This is a genomic window from Agrobacterium sp. FDAARGOS_525 (assembly GCF_003938925.1).
GTDB lineage: Bacteria > Pseudomonadota > Alphaproteobacteria > Rhizobiales > Rhizobiaceae > Agrobacterium > Agrobacterium pusense.
Genome location: NZ_RKIU01000003.1, coordinates 655001 through 672289 on the forward strand (window position 1 = coordinate 655001; position 17289 = coordinate 672289).

At 58.5% G+C, this 17289-nt stretch carries 16 protein-coding genes (1 of these 16 running past the window's edge); 12 read left to right on the forward strand and 4 right to left on the reverse strand.

Features of this window, described 5'->3' with window-relative positions:
• The 5 genes from EGT36_RS04465 to EGT36_RS04485 all read left to right on the forward strand — a co-directional run.
• On the forward strand, positions 1 to 612 hold the 3' portion of the coding sequence (locus EGT36_RS04465) for a phosphoribosylaminoimidazolesuccinocarboxamide synthase (RefSeq protein WP_035210214.1). It extends 339 nt beyond the left edge of the window; 612 of the gene's 951 nt are visible here — the last part of the coding sequence; its start codon lies beyond the left edge, outside the window; the stop codon is at positions 610 to 612.
• A gap of 2 nt (positions 613 to 614) precedes the next feature.
• Positions 615 to 1274, forward strand: a complete 660-nt coding sequence (locus EGT36_RS04470) for a TetR/AcrR family transcriptional regulator (RefSeq protein ID WP_006699120.1) — start codon at positions 615 to 617, stop codon at positions 1272 to 1274.
• A 198-nt stretch (positions 1275 to 1472) separates the two neighbouring features.
• Positions 1473 to 2675 carry an efflux RND transporter periplasmic adaptor subunit gene (locus EGT36_RS04475; RefSeq protein WP_006699119.1) on the forward strand — a complete coding sequence of 401 codons (1203 nt, stop codon included), beginning with the start codon at positions 1473 to 1475 and terminating at the stop codon, positions 2673 to 2675.
• Positions 2676 to 2729: 54 nt separating this feature from the next.
• A complete protein-coding gene (locus EGT36_RS04480) occupies positions 2730 to 5819 on the forward strand; it encodes an efflux RND transporter permease subunit (RefSeq protein WP_004443603.1) in 3090 nt (1029 codons plus the stop codon).
• 149 nt (positions 5820 to 5968) lie between these two features.
• Positions 5969 to 7414 (forward strand): efflux transporter outer membrane subunit, encoded by a 1446-nt coding sequence (locus tag EGT36_RS04485; protein WP_022556884.1) that lies wholly within the window; start codon positions 5969 to 5971, stop codon positions 7412 to 7414.
• Positions 7415 to 7531: 117 nt separating this feature from the next.
• Here the strand turns inward: EGT36_RS04485 and efp are convergent, their stop codons facing one another.
• Positions 7532 to 8101, reverse strand: a complete 570-nt coding sequence (gene efp / locus EGT36_RS04490; protein ID WP_037090297.1) for an elongation factor P — start codon at positions 8099 to 8101, stop codon at positions 7532 to 7534.
• Positions 8102 to 8351: 250 nt separating this feature from the next.
• Between efp and epmA the strand changes: the two genes are divergently transcribed.
• From epmA to EGT36_RS04505, 3 genes are all read left to right on the forward strand, one after another.
• Positions 8352 to 9416 carry an EF-P lysine aminoacylase EpmA gene (epmA, locus tag EGT36_RS04495; RefSeq protein ID WP_006699117.1) on the forward strand — a complete coding sequence of 355 codons (1065 nt, stop codon included), beginning with the start codon at positions 8352 to 8354 and terminating at the stop codon, positions 9414 to 9416.
• Positions 9413 to 10477, forward strand: coding sequence for a lysine-2,3-aminomutase-like protein (locus tag EGT36_RS04500; protein ID WP_006699116.1), 1065 nt, complete (start codon positions 9413 to 9415; stop codon positions 10475 to 10477). Before epmA ends, EGT36_RS04500 begins: the two co-directional genes overlap by 4 nt.
• A 379-nt stretch (positions 10478 to 10856) precedes the next feature.
• A complete protein-coding gene (locus EGT36_RS04505; RefSeq protein ID WP_003492264.1) occupies positions 10857 to 11048 on the forward strand; it encodes a hypothetical protein in 192 nt (63 codons plus the stop codon).
• A gap of 274 nt (positions 11049 to 11322) precedes the next feature.
• Here EGT36_RS04505 and EGT36_RS04510 read toward each other — a convergent pair whose 3' ends face one another.
• Both EGT36_RS04510 and EGT36_RS04515 read right to left on the reverse strand, forming a co-directional pair.
• On the reverse strand, positions 11323 to 11559 hold the full coding sequence (locus EGT36_RS04510; RefSeq protein WP_003521320.1) for an Lrp/AsnC ligand binding domain-containing protein: 237 nt from the start codon (positions 11557 to 11559) through the stop codon (positions 11323 to 11325).
• A gap of 102 nt (positions 11560 to 11661) precedes the next feature.
• A complete protein-coding gene (locus tag EGT36_RS04515; protein ID WP_125270100.1) occupies positions 11662 to 12588 on the reverse strand; it encodes a LysR family transcriptional regulator in 927 nt (308 codons plus the stop codon).
• A gap of 129 nt (positions 12589 to 12717) precedes the next feature.
• On the opposite strand from EGT36_RS04515, the gene EGT36_RS04520 reads away from it, so the two are divergent.
• From EGT36_RS04520 to modC, 4 genes are all read left to right on the forward strand, one after another.
• Complete coding sequence (locus tag EGT36_RS04520; protein ID WP_125270558.1) at positions 12718 to 14001, forward strand: NAD(P)/FAD-dependent oxidoreductase; 1284 nt, start codon at positions 12718 to 12720, stop codon at positions 13999 to 14001.
• Positions 14002 to 14304: 303 nt separating this feature from the next.
• Positions 14305 to 15096, forward strand: coding sequence for a molybdate ABC transporter substrate-binding protein (gene modA, locus EGT36_RS04525; RefSeq protein ID WP_037090292.1), 792 nt, complete (start codon positions 14305 to 14307; stop codon positions 15094 to 15096).
• A 47-nt stretch (positions 15097 to 15143) separates the two neighbouring features.
• Positions 15144 to 15851 (forward strand): molybdate ABC transporter permease subunit, encoded by a 708-nt coding sequence (gene modB / locus EGT36_RS04530; RefSeq protein WP_022556891.1) that lies wholly within the window; start codon positions 15144 to 15146, stop codon positions 15849 to 15851.
• Positions 15848 to 16924, forward strand: a complete 1077-nt coding sequence (gene modC / locus EGT36_RS04535; RefSeq protein WP_037090289.1) for a molybdenum ABC transporter ATP-binding protein — start codon at positions 15848 to 15850, stop codon at positions 16922 to 16924. The genes modB and modC overlap by 4 nt, the downstream gene beginning before the upstream one ends.
• On the opposite strand, the gene EGT36_RS04540 is transcribed toward modC, so the two are convergent.
• On the reverse strand, positions 16908 to 17288 hold the full coding sequence (locus tag EGT36_RS04540) for a winged helix-turn-helix domain-containing protein (protein WP_125270101.1): 381 nt from the start codon (positions 17286 to 17288) through the stop codon (positions 16908 to 16910). The two genes, modC and EGT36_RS04540, sit on opposite strands and share 17 nt — an antisense overlap.
• Between the last annotated feature and the right edge of the window lies 1 nt (position 17289).

Sequence of the window (17289 nt, forward strand, 5' to 3'; positions counted from 1 at the left end):
TATAAGAAGGGCGAACGGCAGATGTACGGTATGAGCCTGCCCGATGGGATGAAGGACAACCAGATCCTGCCCGAACCGGTGATCACACCCACCAGCAAAGCCTTTGATGGCGGCCATGATGAACCTTTGACGCCTTCAGAGATCGTAGAGAAGAAACTCCTGACGCAGGAGCAATGGAACGTGCTTTCCCATTATGCGCTGGCACTGTTCAAGCGCGGGCAGGAGATTGCCGCCAGACAGGGCCTCATTCTCGTTGACACGAAATACGAATTCGGAACGGATGAAAACGGGACGATCATTCTGGCCGACGAGATACACACACCGGACAGCAGCCGCTACTGGATGGCTGACAGCTATGAGGAAAGCTTTCGAAACGGCACAAGGCCGGCAAGCTTCGACAAGGACTTTGTCAGAGCCTGGGTTGCCGAACGCTGCGACCCTTACAAGGACGAGGTGCCTGAAATTCCGCAGGACCTCGTCTTGCAAACCTCGAAGGTCTATATTGATGCTTACGAACGCATCACCGGACAGAGCTTCGTTCCCGACGATAGCGGCGAGACGCCGCTTGCAAGAGTACGCCGGAATCTGGAGCGGTTCTTCCCCGGAGTCTGACTGTGAACAAAATGATCGAACAGGCGAGAAAGGCCGACAGGAAGGGTGACCGTCCTGTCAGACGCCGGCCCCGCCGTTCCGCCGAGGAAACCCGGCGGGACATTCTCGCCAAGGCGGAAGAGCTTTTCCGGGAGCGCGGTTTCAATGCCGTTGCGATTGCCGATATCGCCGCGGCGCTCGGTATGTCTCCCGCCAATGTCTTCAAGAACTTCAGCTCGAAGAACGCCCTTGTCGACGCCCTTGGCTTCGAACAGATCGGTGCTTTCGAACGCCAGATCTGTCCGCTCGACAAAAGCCATGCGCCGCTTTCCAGATTGCGTCATCTGGCGCGCAACCTGATGGAGCAACACCACCAGGATCTCAATAAGAACCCCTATGTCTTCGAAATGATCCTGATGACCGCCAAGCAGGACATGAAGTGCGGAGACTATTACAAGTCCGTCATCGTGAAGCTGCTCGGCGAGATCATTCAGGATGGGATCGAAGCCGGAATCTATACCGCCACGGATGTTTCTCCTCTGGCGGAAACCGTGCTCCACGCGCTGACCAGCGTCATTCATCCCGTCCTTATTGCGCGGGAAGATATCGGCAATTTGGCAACACGTTGCGATCAACTCGTCGATTTAGTCGATGCGGGATTGCGCAATCCGCTTGCTAAGTGACGATTCCCAATTTACGTCACCTTCTCGCAGTTGCTTGCGAAGCGCAAAAGCCTGCGCTTCTATGCGCATGCGGTCCGGACAGAATAAGCGAATCGGGTCCCTTCCAAGGCCTTCGCCTGTCGTATCTGTCTCCGGACGCGCATCCGCCGAGCGACATTGCGCTTATAGTTGAATGCGATCGATACGCAGGGAAGAACAATGAGCCGACGTATTTTACCCCTACTTGCTTCTCTGTGTGTGACCGCGATTCTGGCGGGCTGCAGCGATGGCGGCGAAAGCAGCCAGAACGCCGCCCAGGGCGCGGCGCGTCCGCCGTCTCCGGTCAGCGTCATTTTGATGAAGACCAGCGAATATCCGTTGACCACTGTTCTGCCCGGCCGCGCCAGCGCGTTCCAGACGGCTGAAATCCGGCCGCGGGTCACCGGCATCATCCGTGAAATTCCCTTCAAGGAAGGCAGCGAGGTGAAGCAGGGCGACGTTCTCTACCAGATCGAAGACAATACCTATCTGGCGGAAGTGGCGCAGGCCAAGGCAAACGTGGCGAAGGCGGAAGCGAGTGTCCCGAGCGCGGAGGCCAACCTTGCCCGGTACGAACGGCTGGTTAACAGCGGTGCCACCCAGATCGAATATGAAAACGCCAAGGTGACGCTGCTGCAGGCGCAGGCCGATGTGGCCCAGACCAAGGCGGCGCTGGAAACGGCGGAGATCAATCTCGATCTCACGAAGGTCCGTGCACCCTTCGACGGCATTACCAGCGCAACGGCCTTCAGCATCGGCAACGTGGTGACCGCGAACCAGACGACCGCTTTGACAACGCTTCGTCGCATCGATCCGATTTACATCGACCTGATGGAATCCAGCACCAATCTCCTGCGTCTGAAAAAGGCGATATCGTCCGGTCAGCTTGGTGGCGACACGAAAGAGACCGGCATTCATCTGACACTGGAAGATGGCACCGAATATAAGCATGACGGCAAGATCGACATGTCTGACATGGCGGTGAGCGAAACGACAGGCACCTTCTCCATTCGCGCCCTCTTCGATAATCCGGACGATCTCCTGCTTCCCGGTACCTATGTTCGCGCCACGCTGACCATCGGCAAGGAAAAGGGCTTCCGTATCCCGCAGCGCGCGGCTAGCCGCAACGCCAATGGCGAGCTGACGGCAAAATTCGTGACGGCGGAAAACAAGGTGGAAACCCGCACCTTCCCTTCCAGCCAGCAGTCGGGCAACGCCTGGCTGGTGACGGAAAACGTCAAGGATGGCGACAAGCTCATCGTCGACGGCTTCCAGTGGATCGCGGACGGCGCAACCGTGGCGCCGGTGGAAGTGACCATTGACGATCGGGGTATCGTCGTTGTGCCGCAGCAGGCTCAGCCTGCCGCCGCGCCTTCGAAATAAGCATGAGCGCGAGACCTCCGGTCGAAGCTCGTAAAAGGTAAGGCAAGGACTGCCATGGCCCATTTCTTCATCAGGCGCCCTGTTTTTGCATGGGTTATCGCCATCGTCATCATGCTGGGCGGCGCCCTTGCGATCTGGACTCTCTCCATTTCGCAATATCCCGACATTGCACCGACAACGGTCCGCGTCAGCGCGACCTACAATGGCGCCAGCGCCGAGACCGTGGAAAAATCGGTGACAACCATCATCGAGGACGGCATGACCGGCCTCGATGACCTCACCTATATGACCTCGTCGTCCTCGACCGGCAGTTCCGAAGTGACGCTGACATTCGGTAACAGCATCCTGCCTGACATCGCGCAGGTTCAGGTGCAGAACAAGCTGCAGCTTGTCCAGTCGCAATTGCCCGATACCGTGCAGCAGCGGGGTATCCAGGTCAGCCGCTCGACATCGAGCATCCTCATGGTTGGTGCACTGATCTCCACCGACGGCAAGCGCAATTCGGCCGATCTCGGCGACGTCTTCTCCTCGCGTGTCGAAGACCAGATCAAGCGCCTGGAAGGCGTGGGCAGCATCAATGTCTTCGGCTCCGAATATGCGATGCGTATCTGGCTGGATCCCTTCAAGCTCAACAAATACCAGCTGACCACCGCAGACGTCACCGGTGCCATCGAAAGCCAGAATACCCAGGTTTCGGTCGGTTCGCTCGGTGCCGTTCCCGCCGTCAAGGGTCAGCAGCTCAACGTGACGGTGACGGCGCAGAGCCAGCTCACCACTGTCGCCGACTTCGAATCGGTCATCCTGAAAGTCGAAAAGGATGGCGCAACCGTCCGCCTCAGCGATGTTGCCCGTATTGAAATCGGCCAGGAAACCTATGGCGGCGATTCCCGCTCCAATGGCCGCCCTTCGGCCGGTTTCGCGGTCAACCTTGCCACGGGTGCCAACGCGCTCGACACGGCGGCGCGTGTAAAAGCTGCCCTGACCAACGTCGAAGGTTCGCTGCCTGAAGGCGTCGCGATCGAATATCCCTATGACACGACGCCGTTCGTGAAACTGTCGATCGAAAAGGTGGTGCATACGCTGATCGAGGCGATCATCCTTGTCTTCGTCGTGCTTCTGGTTTTCCTGCAGAACCTCAGAGCCACCTTTATTCCGATGATCGCCGTGCCGGTCGTGCTTCTCGGCACCTTCGGCGTTCTCGCGCTCACCGGGTATTCCATCAATACGCTCACCATGTTCGCCATGGTTCTGGCCATCGGTCTGCTCGTTGATGACGCCATCGTCGTTGTCGAAAACGTCGAACGAATCATGTCGGAGGAGGGTTTGTCGCCGGTCGAGGCCACCGAGAAATCGATGGGTGAGATCACCGGAGCCATCATCGGTATCGCGCTTGTGCTCACCGCCGTGTTCATTCCGATGGCCTTCTTCGGCGGATCGACGGGCATCATCTACCGCCAGTTCTCGATCACCATCGTTTCGGCCATGCTGCTTTCGGCCGTAGTCGCCATCGTGCTGACGCCGGCGCTCTGCGCCACCATGCTGAAGCCGATCGACCATCACAAGAAGCAGCGCGGGCCGGGCGCGTGGTTCAACCGCGGCTTCGGCAAGACGACGGACGGCTACGTGTCCTCCATCGGTTATCTGCTGAAGCGGCCCCTGCGCGTCATGATCATCTTCGCAATCGTCATCGGCGGCTGCGTCTGGTTCTTCAGCAAGCTCCCCAGCTCGTTCCTGCCGCAGGAAGACCAGGGCGTGCTCCTGACCATCATCCAGACGCCGACCGGTTCGAATATCGAGCGAACCAATGAGGTGGTGAAGCAGGTTGAAAACTACTTCCGCGAAAAGGAAGCCGCCAATGTCGAATCGGTTTTCGGCGTTCTCGGCTTCAGCTTCAGTGGTTCGGGCCAGAACAACGCCATCGTCTTCACCAAACTCAAGGATTTCGCCGAGCGAACGGCTCCCGACCAGCACGCGGGTGCCATCGTCCAGCGCGCCATGGGCACCTTCTTCGGTTTCCGTGATGCCCAGGTCTTCCCGCTTCTGCCGCCGGCCATTCAGGGCATGGGTACATCGAGCGGCTTCTCGATGTATCTCGTGGATAGCGGCCGCAACGGCACCGATGCCCTGACCGCTTCGTCCAAGGAACTGATTGCGCTTGCCACCGGCAATCCGAAGATCAGCTCGCTTCGAAGCGACAGCCAGGACAACGAAACCCAGATGAAGATCATCCTCGATCAGGAGAAGATGGGGGCAATGGGTGTCGATCTTTCCTCTGTCAATCTGATGCTGTCGACGATCTTCGCCGGTCGTGACGTCAATGACTTCACCCTCAACGGTGAACTCAAGCCCGTCTATGTCCAGGGCGACGCGCCTTACCGCATGCAGCCGGACGATCTCAAGTTCTGGTATGCCCGCAACACCAGCGGCGAGATGGTGCCATTCTCCTCCTTCAGCGAGGTGAAATGGATCAACGCTCCTCCGTCTCTGGCGCGCTTTAACGGCACGGGCGCCATCTCGCTCGAAGGCACTGCCGGCGCCGGCGTAGCCTCCGGTGATGCCATGGACGAGATGGAACGGCTGACGGCGAGCCTGCCGGGCGGTTACACGGTCGCGTGGCAGGGCATCTCCTATCAGGAACGCCTTTCCGGCTCACAGGCGCCGATGCTCTATGCGCTCTCGGTGCTGATCGTGTTCCTTTGCCTTGCCGCCCTTTATGAAAGCTGGTCCATCCCCTTCTCGGTCATCATGGCCGTGCCGGTGGGTGTCCTCGGCGCCTTGGCCGCGGCGCATTTCTTCGGCCAGTCGAACGACGTCTACTTCAAGGTGGGCCTGCTGACGACCATCGGCCTCGCGGCAAAGAATGCGATCCTGATCGTCGAATTCGCCAAGGAGAGACAGGAGCACGGGCTGAGTCTCATGGAAGCGACACTGGAGGCCGCGAAGCTGCGCCTGCGGCCGATCATCATGACATCGCTGGCCTTCATCCTCGGTGTTGTGCCTCTCGCAATCGCAACCGGTGCGGGTTCAGCCGCCCAAAATGCAATCGGGATTGGAGTATTGGGTGGTATGCTTTCTGCAACACTGCTCGGAATTTTCTTCGTTCCGTCCTTTTTCGTCATCATTCGTCGCCTTTCAAGGCGTTAACAAAACAAAAATGGGCTGTGCCAACCGTTAATACGCTGCTAGAAATGTTGCCGATTTGGCAATTGCACGTTTCTACGGCAGATCGACCGCGCAGCCCATTTTTCACCAAGCCGCGCTCGGTAAGCCAACCAGAGAATTGGGAAAATTATATGCTGTCTATTCGCGCTACTCTTCCCCTGACAATGCTGCTGCTCTCAGGCTGCGTTGTCGGACCCGACCACAAGACACCGGAAATCCAATTGCCGGGAAAGTTTGCGGAAGCCGGAAAAACCAGTAACGGCGACATCAGCACCGTTGCGTGGTGGACAGCCTTCAATGACAGCCGCCTGAACGGTTACGTTGCTACCGGCCTGAAGCAGAACCTGACGGTGATGCAGGCCATAGAGCGTATCAACCAGGCTGAAGCCAACGTGATTTCAGCCGGCGCAGGCGGCCTGCCCAGCCTGACCGCCAATGGCAGCCACACGACCAGCGAAACGAAGGGCAGCTACCGCGACGTTCCTGTTACCAACGTCTCTTCCGGCAGCCTCAGCGTTTCCTGGCTGCTCGATCTCTTCGGCCGCTACCGTCGCGCCACGGAAAGCGCCAATGCATCGCTCGATGCGGCTTATTCAAGCGTCGACGTTCAGCGCCTGACGCTGATTTCCTCGGTTGCCTCGGCTTACATCGATGTACGCTATTATCAGGAGCGTCTGGCGATCGCCCGCCATAACCTGGCTTCCCGCCGTGAAACACTGGATCTGACCAAGCTTCAGCTTGAAGCCGGTGCGGCTTCGCGACTCGACGTTGTCCAGTCCGAAGGTCTGGTCAACTCCACCCTGTCCGACATACCGGGCCTCGAAACCAACTTCCGCAAGGCGGCGCACCGCATCGCCACGCTGCTCGGCCTGCCAGCCTCGTCGCTGATCGCCGAGTTGCAGAAGGGCGCGCGTCAGCCCGTGGCCCGCAGTGTGCCACGCACCGGCATTCCGGCAGATCTCATTCGCAACCGTCCGGATATCCGGGTTGCCGAGCGTGAACTTGCGGCAGCCGTGGCAAAGATCGGCGTTGCCGAATCGCAGCTTTATCCGAGCATTGAACTCGGCGGCGCCATCACCCCGAGCTACAACTTTGTCAGCGGCGGCAACAGAGGTACGGCAAACAGCTGGTCCTTCGGCCCGAGCCTTGTTCTTCCGATCCTCGATGGCGGCAGCATTCGCGCCAATATCGACCTCGCCAACTCGCAGGCGCGCGAAGAATATCTCGCATGGAAGCAGACGGTCCTCAACGCCGTCGAAGAGGTTGAAAACGCCCTTGCCGCAGTCAATCGCGACCAGCGCACCGCCGACGCATTGCGCAAGACGGTCGCTTCCTACCAGGAAGCGTTGCAGCTCTCGACCGCCAGCTACCGCGACGGTGCCTCTTCGCTGCTCGACGTTCTCGATGCGCAGCGTCAGGTTTCCGCCGCACAGGCAAGCCTTGCCACGGCGATCCAGCAGACCGCGCAGGACTATGTGTCGCTGAACGTGGCGCTGGGCGGCGGTTATGCCTTTGGCCAGACGACCGCGCCGAAGAAGCCGGCAGGCCCGACCGTTACGGCGGCCAAGGGCATGTAATCAACAGCCCGAAAAGACAAAAAAAGCCCGCGTCTCGACGCGGGCTTTTTGTTATTCGCGGCATGGAATAAAAAAAGCACCGGGAACCGGTGCTTTTTGTCTACTCGATTGCCAGGATCAGTTCTTGGCGCGTTCGACGTAGGCATTGTCTTCCGTCGCGATGACCACGCGAATGCCGGCATCGATATGCGGCGGCACCATGGTGCGGATGCCGTTGGAAAGAATGGCGGGCTTGTAAGAAGAAGACGCCGTCTGGCCTTTTACGACCGGCTCGGTTTCCGTGATCTCAAGCGTGACGTGGCGCGGCAGTTCGACAGCCAGTGGATTGCCTTCGTGGATGGAAAGAACGCAGGTCATGCCTTCCTGAAGATAGGCCTTCTGGTCACCCATCGTCTCCGCATCCACCACGACCTGATCGTAATTCTCAGGGTTCATGAAGTGGAAGCCTTCGCCATCTTCATAGAGAAACTGGAAGTTCAGGTCTTCAACAAAAGCACGCTCGACCTGCTCGGTGGTGCGCCAGCGCTCGGAGACCTTCACGCCATCGACGATGCGGCGCATGTCCACCTGCGTGACCGGCGTGCCCTTGCCGGGATGAAAGTTCTGCGCGGTGAGAACGACGTAAAGCTTGCCGTCCACGTCGAGAACATTGCCCTTGCGGACGGATGAGGCGATAACCTTGACCATATGACTTCCTTGTAACTCGATGAAATGCGTCGTAAAGGACTGCGCGGCAGCACCAGCCCCGGCAGACGTTTTGTCTTTTTTCTGGGGCGCAACTACCTTAAATCCGCACGGATTGCCAGCCTTCTACAGCAATTCGCGGAAGAGTACCTAGCGGTTTTCGCCCCGGAACCGCTTTAAATATCGCAACCAGGTGTTTTGCAGCCTGTTTATCCGCAATCCGGGGCGGGACAGAAGACGGAAACGAAGAACGATGCGCGCAAGCAACGAAACAATGTCGCCATGGTGGACGCCCGACGTCCATGCCGACCGTCGCGCCTTCCTGCTTGGCCGCAACGCCGTCCAGTCGGCCTTTCGCGGCTATTTCGCCCGCGCCGATTTTCTCGAGGTCGATACCGCCACCCTGCAGATCTCGCCAGGCAACGAGGCACATCTCCACGCATTTGCCACTGAAGGCGTGACGCCGGGCGGCGACGCCGTGCCGCTTTATCTTCACACGTCTCCGGAATTCGCCTGCAAGAAGCTGCTTGCCGCGGGTGAAAAACGCATCTCCTGTTTCGCCCATGTCTACAGGAACCGGGAGCGGGGCCCGCTGCACCACCCCGAATTCACCATGCTGGAATGGTATCGCGCAGGCGAAACCTATGAGAGCTTGATGAAGGACAGCGCCACTCTTCTCGCTCTCGCGGCCGAAACCACGGGTACGAAACATTTTTCCTATCGCGGGCGCAGCGTTGATCCCTTTCTCGAGCCCGAACGCCTGAGTGTCGCTGAGGCCTTCGAACGCTATGCCGGAATCGACCTTCTGGCCACAATCAGCGGAGACGGCGAGACCGACAGCCGGCACCTTGCCGCAAGCCTCGCCAGTGCCGGCATCCGGGTGGCCGAGGATGATACCTGGGCGGATATGTTCAGCCGTGTCATCGTCGAACGGGTCGAGCCGGAACTTGGCTTCGGACGCGCAACAATTCTCGATGAATATCCGGCAAGCGAAGCAGCCCTCGCCCGCAGATCCCCGAGGGATGCGCGCGTGGCGGAACGTTTCGAGCTTTATGCCTGCGGCGTGGAACTTGCCAATGCCTTCGGTGAATTGACCGACGCTGCCGAGCAGAGGCGGCGTTTTGAAACGGAGATGGCGGAAAAGCAGCGCGTGTATGGCGAGACTTATCCGCTGGACGAGGATTTTCTGGCTGCGCTCGCCATCATGCCGCCGGCAAGCGGCATAGCTCTGGGTTTCGACCGGCTGGTGATGCTGGCCACAGGCGCACCCCGCATCGATCTCGTCATGTGGGCCCCGGTTGCGGAATACGGACGATGACAGGCTCTGAGACCATCAAGACACCGGAGGCACTGCTGGAAGCAGGGCTGATCGAAGCCGGCGCACTCGACAGCCTGCGGCCGGTCACGCAGCGTTACGCACTGGCTATCACGCCAGCGGTTGCCGAACTGATCGACATCGGCGATCCGAACGATCCCATCGCCCGGCAGTTCGTGCCGGATGCGGCCGAGCTTATCCATCTTGCCGAAGAGCGGGAGGATCCGATAGGCGATGACGCCCATAGCCCCGTGCATGGTATCGTTCACCGTTATCCGGACCGGGTCCTTTTAAAGGCGGTGCATATATGCCCCGTTTATTGCCGTTTCTGTTTTCGCCGTGAAATGGTCGGGCCGCAGGGTAATGGCATGATGAGCCCGCAGCAGCTGGACGCCGCGTTCGACTATATAAAGGCGAACCCGGCGATCTGGGAGGTCATCCTCACCGGCGGCGATCCCTTGGTGCTCTCCCCACGGCGACTTTTCGATCTGATGCAACGACTGAAAGACATATCGCATGTGAAGATCGTCCGCTTCCACACCCGTGTGCCCGTAGTCGATCCCGATCGCATCGATGAAGCGATGATCGACGCGCTGAAATCCAGCGGCAAGACGACTTATGTTGCACTGCATGCGAATCACGCGCGGGAACTCGGCGAGACCGCAAGACTAGCCTCGGCACGCCTCATTGATGCGGGGATCGCCATGGTCAGCCAGACCGTGCTTTTAAAAGGTGTCAACGACGATCCGGCGATTCTTGCCGAACTGATGCGGGCATTCGTCGAGACCCGCATCAAGCCCTATTATCTTCACCACCCCGATCTGGCGCCCGGCACCAGCCACTTCCGCCTGTCGATAGAAGAAGGGCAGCGAATCGTGTCTGCCCTGCGCGGACGCATCTCCGGTCTCTGCCAACCGACCTATGTTCTCGACATACCCGGCGGCCACGGCAAGGCGCCCATTGGCGGAAATGCGGCTGAAAAGACCCGGGACGGCCGTTTTTCAATATCTGACTTCAACGGAAACGATCATATTTATCCGCCGCAGCCATCCGGACACGATTAAAAAAAGCTAAAAAAGCCCGTAACGCAGGGCCTTTTGACGCCGGCCCCGAGCGGAAACAAAAATTTCACAATTCCGCCCCTCTCCTGTCATCATAAAGAAAAATATTCTACCTATAACAATCAGCATTGATTTTAGTGCTGGTCTGGATTATCAGTGTGGAACTGGAGAACGAGTCTCCTGATTCCGGATCAACACCAATACAGGGAGTGTGTCATGTCAAAATACAATCGCATCAACGCAATCCTTGGTCTTGAATCCTGGAATGCTGGATTTAAATCCACGTGTTCCCGCTGCTGTCGAATGTGACTTAACAGTCTCAATTTCCTGAAAATCAGTTCGACAACATGCTGTGAGAAGTAGCCACAGCGGGAGTTTATCTATGCAGAAGCAAGTTATTGAATTCGCCGGCGAGCCCGTCGGCATCGTCATCCCGGACAACGACCGGCTGAAGTTTATTGCGGTGAAGTTCCACGTTCACGATCTGGACGAGCAGAAGTTCGACAGTGCGGACGATGTGCGGATCGCGATTCGCGACCTCGTGCGTAATCGGAACCTGGCGGCGGTGGCCTGATGCGTGAAAGCCATCGCCAGCTTACAAAACCGTCAAAACGAAAGCGCGCCCCATATCGGACCCGACATTGTGGGCCGGCGGCGCGCTTTTCCTTTGGCTGACAGTCCTGCCTGCAAGACACGCCTTCCACTTTAATAGGTCTGCCTATGCAGGTTTTTGCGAACTTCGCAAACGCGCCTAAGCCCCCACATTTCCTTGTTCCGACAAGGCGCTGAGCTGACAGGCTCCCGGGACGGGCAGAATGAGAGGCCGTCGCAGACTCTCAAGTTTGATGTCAGAAGGCCGTAAAGGTTAGCGTTGTCAGCGAACGAACGATGCCCGGAATATTGACGATGTTCTGATTGATGAATTTGCCGATATCCTCTTCCTGCGGAAGATAGATTTTCAGCAGAAGATCATATTCACCGCTGGTGGAATAAAGTTCGGAAACCAGTTCGGTTTTATAGATGGCGTCGGCGACATCATAGGTCTTGCCGGGCTCGCATTGAAGCTGAACAAAAATGGGCTTCACGGACATCTCCCGTATTGAAACTTTCAAGGCACGGCTCTGGCGCCACGCGTCACGGCGCACTATTGGCTGAGCCGCATCGTTCTTGCAAGACCGCGCAAGGGTTTAAGCGGAAAACTCCCCGGCCTCGACGCCGGTTCCACCTCCTGCCTCGGAAACGATCCAGCGCCGAAAGCTTTCAAGCGGTGCGTAACCGGCGCGATCCGGCATGCAGGCGAGATAATACGCCTCCTCGCTTTCCGCCTCGCCGGCAACGGCCGCGACAAGTCGGCCGCTTCGCAACTCCTCTTCGATCATGAAAGCAGGAATGAGCGACACACCGAGACCGGCGCTCGCCGCTTCGGCGATGGTGGTGAACTGATCGAAAAGCATGCCGTGTACATTGTCGAATACCACGCCGTGACTGCGAAACCATTGCTCCCAGGCATCGGGTCGGGTTGTCATGTGGAGTAGCGGCACATGAAGCAGATCATCAGGCGTTGAAAATCGATGTCGCGTTTTGAAAGCGGGGCTGCATACGGCAACGATCTTTTCGTGCATCAGGAAAACAAGTTCGGTACCCGGCCAGTGCGGCAAGCCGAAATGAATCGCCGCATCGACCGTATCGGTCTTGAAATCGAAAAGCGAAGACCGCGTCAGAAGATTGACGGAAATACCCGGGTGGTGTGCGATAAAATCGGGCAGGCGTGGCACGAGCCAGCGTGTGCCGAAGCTTGGCAGCACCCCGAGATTAAACGTGCCGCCACCCGGATTGGCGCGCAGATTAAGGGAAGCCGTCGATATGCGCCGCAGGGCTTCGCGTATTTCCCGGCCATAACCCTCCCCTGCCCTTGTCAACCGGATCGTCTGTCGCTCGCGAAGGAACAGCGCCACCCCGAGCTGTTCTTCTAGGGCCAGGATTTGCCGGCTGACGGCACCCTGGGTCAGGCCGAGCTCCCGCGCAGCTGCGGTAACGCTGCCGGTGCGCGAAGCGGCTTCGAATGCCGCGAGTAGCGAAAGCGACGGCAAAAAACGGCGGGGCGGCAGAACCATATTCCCTCACGGAATGAACTCTTGACGATATGTCGATATTCAACAGGCGGCGAGGCTTGTAAAGTCTTATAAACAAGGGCTTGTCACTCATACGAAAACCAAATGAACTCGCCCGGATATGGTGGAACGATGTATAACGACCCCCGCTCGCACGGCCTCTGGGAAAAGACCGCGCCGCAGCCACCCGCAACCGCTGCGTTAAAAGGCTCCGTGGCTGCCGATGTCGTTATCGTCGGTGGCGGTTTCACCGGGCAATCTGCGGCGCTCCACCTTGCCAAACGGGACATAAATGTCGTCCTGCTCGAAGCCAGGGAAATCGGCTTCGGCGGCGCGGGGCGCAATGTCGGCCTTATCAATGGCGGCATGTGGGTCATGCCGAAGGAATTGCCTGGCGTGCTGGGCGAAACTTACGGCGAGCGGCTTCTCGGCCTTCTGGGCAATGCGCCACTTCTCGTGCGAGACCTGGTGGAAAAACACGCAATTCCCTGCGAGATCGAAAAAAACGGAACGCTGCATTGCGCAGTTGGTGAAAAAGGGCTCCGTGAAATCCGCAAACGCTGCGAACAATGGGCCGAAAGGGGCGCGCCCGTTCGTGTTCTCGATGCAGAGGAAACGGCCAGACGCACTGGCACGACAGCCTATTCCGGCGCACTTCTGGATACGCGTGCAGGCACAATTCAGCCGCTCGCCTATGTTCGCGGTCTCGCCGCCGCCGCGCAGAAGGCGGGCGCACGGCTGTATACGGATAGCCCCGTGGTAGCCACCGAACGCAACGGTGGACAATGGGTCGTGAAGACGCCAAACGGATCGGTAACCGCCAAATGGATCGTGGTGGCGACCGAAGCCTACAGCACGGGACCGTGGCAGGTCGTTCGCGATGAACAGATTTATCTGCCCTATTTCAACTTCGCGACCAGACCTCTCGGCGACAATCTGCAAAAAAGCATCCTCCCCGGCCGCGAGGGCTGCTGGGACACGAAGGAAATTCTCTCATCCTTCCGCATGGACAAGGCTGGCCGGCTGGTCTTCGGCAGTGTCGGGGCGCTGCGCGGCACGGGTGCCGCCATTCACCGCGCCTGGGCGAAACGGTCGCTGAAGCGGCTTTTTCCGCAGCTTGGGGATACCGAGTTCGAGTGTGAATGGTACGGCCAGATCGGTATGACCGACAATGCCGTGCCCCGCTTTCACAAATTCGCCGAAAATGTCGTCGGCTTTTCAGGCTATAATGGCCGCGGCATCGCACCGGGCACGGCCTTCGGCAAAGTCATTGCACAGCATGTTCTCGGTGAGATAACCGAAGCGGAATTGCCTTTGCCTTTAACGGAACCAAAAGCGCAGCCCTTCAGGGCTCTGAAGGAAACCTATTACGAAGCAGGTGCACAGATAGCCCATTTCGCCGGCGAGCGTTTTTGATCCGACTTACGGTCCGACAGAAACATTGGGCCCGATATCTGATTACGACCTTTGCCGCTTCTTGTGTGCTTGCTATCCCCATCGCTGTCACGGGATTTCAGTCAGCGCAAGTCGGTCTGAAAAGAAACTCCCGTGACGCAGACGCTCATCTAACGCATTCCTGTGACGAGCAGAGAACTGAGGTCGGAAAAGGCCCCGCGTCGGGAATTTTGTCATCCTTCGATATATCCTTGAAAATATAATGAATGCGCGATAGGCCTATCGATATATTCATAGGAATATCTCGTACCGGGGCATCACACCATGAGACTTTTGCGTCGCAGCTTCTTCAAAACCATCGCCACAGTGACGTCCTTCTGGCTGGCGGCCTCCTTTGCAGCCGTTCCGGCCCATGCCGCCGAAAAAGTCACGGTGTTTGCCGCAGCCAGCATGAAAAACGCACTGGACGGCATCAACGCCGAGTGGGCGAAGGAAAGCGGTAATGAAGCGGCGGCTTCTTATGCCGCAAGTTCAGCGCTCGCCAAGCAGATCGAGCAGGGCGCACCAGCGGATATCTTCATTTCCGCCGACCTTGCATGGATGGATTATGTCGCTGAAAAGAAGCTGATCAACGCTGACAGCCGCTCCAATCTTCTAGGCAACCGCATCGTTCTCGTCGCTCCCGCCGACAGGGCCAAGCCGGTCGAGATCAAGCAGGGCTTTGATCTTGCGGCTCTGGTAGGTGACGGCCGCCTGGCCATGGGCGCGGTGGATTCCGTACCCGCCGGCAAATACGGCAAGGCCGCGCTGGAAAAACTCGGCGTCTGGTCGTCGGTCGAACAAAAGGTCGCCGGCGCGGAAAGCGTGCGTGCCGCCCTGCTGCTCGTCTCGCGCGGAGAGGCGCCCTATGGCATCGTCTACCAGACCGATGCGGCTGCCGATCCCGGTGTGAAGATCGTCGGCACGTTCCCTGAAGACAGCCATCCGCCGATCATCTATCCCGTGGCCATTCTTTCGGAGGCAAAATCGCCGGCGGCAAAAGCCTATCTGGATTTCCTGAAGTCCGAAAAGGCAACGCCCTTCTTCGAAAAGCAAGGCTTTACGGTTTTGAAGTAAACTGCTTTCCCTGGCGCAGGGGCCGCAAGAGATGACGGTTACGGGATATGGCGTTGCATTGGTGGACACTCAGCCCTGAAGAATGGACGGCGATCAGGCTCAGCCTGTGGGTGTCCTCCGTTGCCATGCTCGCCAGCCTGCCGTTCGGCATTCTCATCGCCTTGGCGTTGGCGCGCGGCCGCTTCTGGGGCAAGTCTCTCCTCAACGGCATCGTCCACCTGCCGCTTATCCTGCCGCCCGTCGTAACCGGTTTTCTGCTGCTGGTTCTCTTCGGCCGCCGGGGCGCGATCGGACAACTTCTCGACAGCTGGTTCGGCATCGTCTTCTCCTTCCGGTGGACGGGGGCAGCTCTCGCATGCGCTGTCATGGCCTTTCCGCTGATGGTGCGCTCCATCCGCCTTTCCATCGAAGCGGTGGATCGCAAGCTGGAAGAGGCGGCGGGAACATTGGGGGCCAATCCGCTCTGGGTGTTCCTCACCGTTACCCTGCCACTGACCCTGCCCGGCATCATCGCCGGCATGATTCTCGCTTTCGCCAAGGCCATGGGCGAATTTGGCGCGACCATCACTTTCGTTTCAAACATTCCGGGCGAAACGCAGACATTGTCCGCCGCCATCTACACCTTCACGCAGGTCCCGGGCGGCGACGCCGGTGCGCTGCGGCTTACAATCGTTTCGGTTGCGATTTCCATGCTCGCTCTGCTCGTCTCGGAATTGCTGGCCCGCGTAATCGGCAAACGGATGAGCATGGAATGACGCTTTCGGTTTCCATCCGCCACCGTCTTGGCGCCTTCGAACTTGACGCGTCATTCACGTCCGAAGGCGGAGTGACCGCGCTTTTCGGGCGCTCGGGCTCCGGCAAAACCTCAATGATCCGCATCATCGCCGGCCTGCTGCGGCCGGATGATGGACAGGTTTCACTTGATGGCAAAGTGCTGAGCGACAGCGAAAAACGACTGTTTCTACCGGCACATAAACGCCATTTCGGTTATGTCTTTCAGGAAGCGCGGCTCTTCCCGCATCTCAGCGTCGCCCAAAACCTGAACTACGGCAGGTGGTTCACTGCGAATAAAACCACGGGCACGGATGGGGACCATATCGTCGACATGCTCGGCATTGGCCATCTTCTGCACCGACGCCCGAACAAACTTTCCGGCGGCGAAAAGCAACGTGTGGCTATCGGCCGCGCCCTGCTTTCTTCACCCAGATTGCTGCTGATGGACGAGCCGCTCGCCTCGCTGGACGAACAGCGGAAAGCGGAGATCGTTCCCTATCTCGAACGGCTGCGGGACGAGACGAAAATCCCTGTTGTCTATGTCAGCCACTCGATCCACGAGGTCGCCCGTCTGGCCGATCGCATCGTTGTTATGAAAGACGGAACGGTGGAAACGCAGGGAAAAGCCGCCGAGGTGCTGGCAAGACCCGATTTCAGCACCCATCTCGAAAGGCGCGAGGCGGGCAGCATTCTTTCCGGGCGCATTGAAAGCTTCGACGAGCGGCATGGGCTTGCCGCCGTAAAGCTAAAAACCATGCTGCTTCACGTTCCGGCAAAAAGCGGAATATGCGGCAGCCCGGTGCGCGTGCTCATACCCGCACGCGATGTAATGCTTGCAACCGTAAAACCTGAAGGCTTGAGCGCGCTCAACATTCTCAACGGCCGTGTCGCAAACGTTTCCGTGAGCGAAGACGCCATGGTCACGGTTCAGGTGGATTGCGGCGGTGACATCATCCAGTCGCGCATCACAGACCTCTCTCGCGAAAGGTTGCAGCTGGAACCCGGAAAACCGGTGCATGCAATCATAAAGTCAGCGGCTATCGATCCCTATTGAGAGCAGCGTCAGGATTGCGGTTGGCCTCCAGCCAGTCGATATCCTGATGTAGGGCTTCGTTCATCCGCGTTTGCATGTTGCGATAGCGCGCCAGCAATTCGGTGCCGAAGACGGTCAGCGCCGCCCCGCCGCCCTGTTTGCCGCCGCGCTGCGATTCGATAACTGGTTGTCGAAACATACGGTTCAGCGCATCCACCAACAGCCACGCGCGGCGATATGACATGTCCATCGCCCGCCCGGCGGCGGAAATCGAGCCGGTCTCGACAATCAGTTCCATCAATTCGATCTTGCCGTGGCCGAGGCGTTCTCCGGGCGAAAAATCAATGCGAAGGACAGGTTTCAGTGGCGGAAGAGTCTCACTCATC

Excerpts from the sequence above, each read along its gene's own strand:
- EGT36_RS04475 (WP_006699119.1), top strand. The coding sequence starts at position 1,473 with ATGAGCCGACGTATTTTACCCCTACTTGCTTCTCTGTGTGTGACCGCG.
- EGT36_RS04480 (WP_004443603.1), top strand. The coding sequence starts at position 2,730 with ATGGCCCATTTCTTCATCAGGCGCCCTGTTTTTGCATGGGTTATCGCC.
- EGT36_RS04485 (WP_022556884.1), top strand. The coding sequence starts at position 5,969 with ATGCTGTCTATTCGCGCTACTCTTCCCCTGACAATGCTGCTGCTCTCA.
- efp (WP_037090297.1), bottom strand. The coding sequence starts at position 8,101 with ATGGTCAAGGTTATCGCCTCATCCGTCCGCAAGGGCAATGTTCTCGAC.
- epmA (WP_006699117.1), top strand. The coding sequence starts at position 8,352 with ATGCGCGCAAGCAACGAAACAATGTCGCCATGGTGGACGCCCGACGTC.
- EGT36_RS04500 (WP_006699116.1), top strand. The coding sequence starts at position 9,413 with ATGACAGGCTCTGAGACCATCAAGACACCGGAGGCACTGCTGGAAGCA.
- EGT36_RS04505 (WP_003492264.1), top strand. The coding sequence starts at position 10,857 with ATGCAGAAGCAAGTTATTGAATTCGCCGGCGAGCCCGTCGGCATCGTC.
- EGT36_RS04515 (WP_125270100.1), bottom strand. The coding sequence starts at position 12,588 with ATGGTTCTGCCGCCCCGCCGTTTTTTGCCGTCGCTTTCGCTACTCGCG.
- EGT36_RS04520 (WP_125270558.1), top strand. The coding sequence starts at position 12,718 with ATGTATAACGACCCCCGCTCGCACGGCCTCTGGGAAAAGACCGCGCCG.
- modA (WP_037090292.1), top strand. The coding sequence starts at position 14,305 with ATGAGACTTTTGCGTCGCAGCTTCTTCAAAACCATCGCCACAGTGACG.
- modB (WP_022556891.1), top strand. The coding sequence starts at position 15,144 with ATGGCGTTGCATTGGTGGACACTCAGCCCTGAAGAATGGACGGCGATC.
- modC (WP_037090289.1), top strand. The coding sequence starts at position 15,848 with ATGACGCTTTCGGTTTCCATCCGCCACCGTCTTGGCGCCTTCGAACTT.
- EGT36_RS04540 (WP_125270101.1), bottom strand. The coding sequence starts at position 17,288 with ATGAGTGAGACTCTTCCGCCACTGAAACCTGTCCTTCGCATTGATTTT.